Origin of the sequence: Streptomyces phytophilus (assembly GCF_013870535.1) — a bacterium.
In the GTDB taxonomy this organism is placed as follows: domain Bacteria; phylum Actinomycetota; class Actinomycetes; order Streptomycetales; family Streptomycetaceae; genus Streptomyces; species Streptomyces phytophilus.
This window is the reverse complement of the sequence record NZ_JACBXC010000751.1, coordinates 1-2,987: the sequence shown is the minus strand read 5'-3', so window position 1 is coordinate 2,987 and position 2,987 is coordinate 1. Positions and strand designations below refer to the sequence as shown.

2 protein-coding genes are annotated in these 2,987 nt (G+C 72.8%); one reads left to right on the top strand and one right to left on the bottom strand.

The features are described from left to right. Window positions 1–212: 212 nt before the first annotated feature. Window positions 213–1,094: a 3-methyl-2-oxobutanoate hydroxymethyltransferase gene (panB, locus tag H5J30_RS24640; RefSeq protein ID WP_181789553.1), complete on the bottom strand. Its 882-nt coding sequence runs from the start codon at window positions 1,092–1,094 to the stop codon at window positions 213–215. A gap of 228 nt (window positions 1,095–1,322) precedes the next feature. On the opposite strand from panB, the gene H5J30_RS24635 reads away from it, so the two are divergent. Next, window positions 1,323–2,888: an MFS transporter gene (locus tag H5J30_RS24635; RefSeq protein ID WP_181789552.1), complete on the top strand. Its 1,566-nt coding sequence runs from the start codon at window positions 1,323–1,325 to the stop codon at window positions 2,886–2,888. Window positions 2,889–2,987: the final 99 nt, after the last annotated feature.

Sequence of the window (2,987 nt, the reverse complement as noted above, 5' to 3'; positions counted from 1 at the left end):
GGCCGGGGTGTCGTCCGGGGGGCATGGGCGGGGTTTCCTCTCCACGGGGCCGGCGGGCCGGTGGTGGCGACCGGACCGAGGTCTTTCCGCCAGCGTCCGCGCGGCACCCGCCGGTGCCGTGTCGGCACGACGGCGGGCACCCGCATGCAGTTAATAAGATCACCGCATCGGCGCATCATGACCGCGCCCGGGTACCCGCCGCCCCCGCGGGCTCAGTGGAAGCTGTGCTCCCCGGCCGGGAACGCCGCCGCACCGACGTCCTCGGCGAAGGCCCTGGCCGCATCGCCGAGGCTCTGCCGCAGCTGCGCGTACTGCTTGACGAAGCGCGGCAGCTTGCCGCCGGTCAGCCCCGCCATGTCGGTCCAGACGAGCACCTGCGCGTCGGTGTCCGGCCCCGCGCCGATGCCGATCGTCGGGATCTCCAGCGAGCGCGTCACCTCGGCGGCCAGCTCCGCCGGCACCAGCTCCAGCACCACCGCGAACGCGCCCGCCTCCTGCGCGGCCTTCGCGTCGCGCACCAGCCGGTGGGCGTCCTCGTCGGAGCGGCCCTGGACCCGGTAGCCCATGGCGTTGACGGACTGCGGGGTGAGGCCGAGGTGCGACATCACGGGGATGCCGGACTCCACGAGCAGTTCGGTCTGGCGCAGCGACCGCTCGCCGCCCTCCAGCTTCACCGCGCCCACGCCCGCGTCCTTGACCAGCCGCGTCGCCGAGCGGAGCGCCTGGACCGGGCCCTCCTGGTACGAGCCGAAGGGCAGGTCGCCGACGACCAGGGCGCGCCGGGTGCCGCGGACCACCGCGGCGGAGAGCATCGTCATCTCGTCCAGCGTGACGGGCACGGTGGTGTCGTAGCCGAGGTGGACGTTGCCCATGGAGTCGCCGACCAGCAGCACGGGGATGCCGGTCTCGTCGAAGATGCCGGCGGTGGTCGAGTCGTACGCGGTCAGCATGGGCCACTTCTCGCCGCGCCGCTTGGCCGCGGCCAGGTCCCGGATCGTCACCCGGCGGCCCTTGCCGCCACCGTCCCCGCCGTACAGCGCCGGGGCGGAGTCGGCCCCACCGGGCGTCTTGCGGGCATGCGAAACGTGCGTCATCGCAAACGCTCCTTCGTCATCTCGAGGCGCCCTTACGGCGTCCCCGGACCACTTCCATGCTGGCACGCCGCACCGGCGAACGACACCCCGGCCCCGGCACGTGTGCGGAACGTCGCACGCGCCCGCGTGTCGAGCCTGTGACCTGCTGTTCGACGCTTGACCGCGCCTTTGCCGGGCCTTTGTGATACGGAACGGCGCCGTCTCGGAATGCACGCTAGCGTGGTTTTCATGGACACCGCGCACCGGATTGCCCCGGAGGTCCACCGCCGCCGCTGGCTCATCCTCGGCGTGCTCGTCTTCAGCCTGCTCGTCGTCGTCCTCGACAACTCCATCCTCAACGTCGCGATGAAGACGATCGCCACCCCCGCCCCCACCGGCCTCGGCGCCAGCCAGAGCGAGCTGGAGTGGGCGATCGACGCGTACACCCTGGCCTTCGCGGGCCTGCTGTTCACCGCGGGCGTGCTGGGCGACCGGCTGGGGCGCAAGCGGGTCCTGCTGGGCGGCATGGTCGTCTTCGGCATCGGCTCGGTGCTCGCCGCGTTCTCCGGCACCCCGACCGAGCTGATCGCCTTCCGCACCCTGATGGGCATGGGCGGCGCGTTCGTCCTGCCCGCCACGCTGGCGATCATCGTGAACGTCTTCGAGCGCGACGAGCAGCCCCGGGCCATCGGCATCTGGGCCGGGTCGGTGGGCCTGGCCATCGCCATCGGGCCGATCACCGGCGGGCTGCTGCTGGAGCACTTCTGGTGGGGCTCGGTCTTCCTGGTCAACGTGCCGATCATCAGCGTGGCGCTGATCGGGATGGCGCTGGTGGTCCCCGACTCCAAGGACCCCGCCCCCGGCCGGATCGACCCCACCGGCGTGCTGCTGTCCATCGCCGGCCTGGTGCTGATCGTCTACGGCGTGGTCCGGGGCGGCCAGCGCGCCGACTTCGGCGCGCCGGAGGTCTGGGGCACGATCCTCGGCGGCGCGCTCGTCATCGTGCTCTTCGTCTGGTACGAGCGCCGCAGCCGGCATCCGGCGCTCGACATCCGGTGGTTCCGCAACCCGCGCTTCTCGGCCTCGGTCGCCGTCATCGGCCTGGTGTTCTTCGCGCTCATGGGCGTGACGTTCTTCATGGTCTTCTACATCCAGAGCGTGCGCGGCCTGTCGCCGCTGGACTCCGGGCTGCTCCTGCTGCCGCTGGCCGTCGCGCAGCTGATCTTCGCGCCGCGCTCCCGGCTGGTGGTCGACCGGTTCGGCGCGCGGGCGGTGTGCACGGTCGCCATGCTCGCCATCGCCGCCGCCTTCGCCGGCTTCCTGCTGCTGGACGAGTCGTCGCCGCTGTGGATCCTGGAGGCGCTGTTCTTCCTCATGGGCACCGCGATGGCGCACGTCATGCCGCCGGCCACCACCTCGATCATGCAGTCGCTGCCGCCCGAGAAGGCCGGTGCCGGCTCCTCGGTCAACAACACCTTCCGGCAGGTCGGCGGCGCCCTCGGGGTCGCCGTGCTCGGCTCGCTGCTGTCCTCGGTCTACCGCGGCCAGGTGAACCTGCCCCCGGGGGCGCCGAGCGCGGCCGGCGAGTCCATCGAGGCCACCCGCACCTTCGCGGAGCGCGCCGGGCCCGCCGGGAAGAAGCTGATCGCCGAGGCGGACAACGCGTTCATCGACGCGATGCACGTGACGTCGCTGGCGGCGGCGGTCGCGGCGGTGCTGGGCGCGGTGGTGGCCGCGGCGTTCATGCCGGCGAAGGACCGCGGCGCGAGCGGGCCGGCGCCGGACAGGGAGAATGTGCCCTCCACGCGGAACTAGCCGCGGGCGAAGGGCAGGGCGGACGGCACGGTGGCTCTCAGGGAGCGGCACGGGGACGGGCACGGGCGGCGGCACAGCGAGCCGTACGGGGAGCGCGCG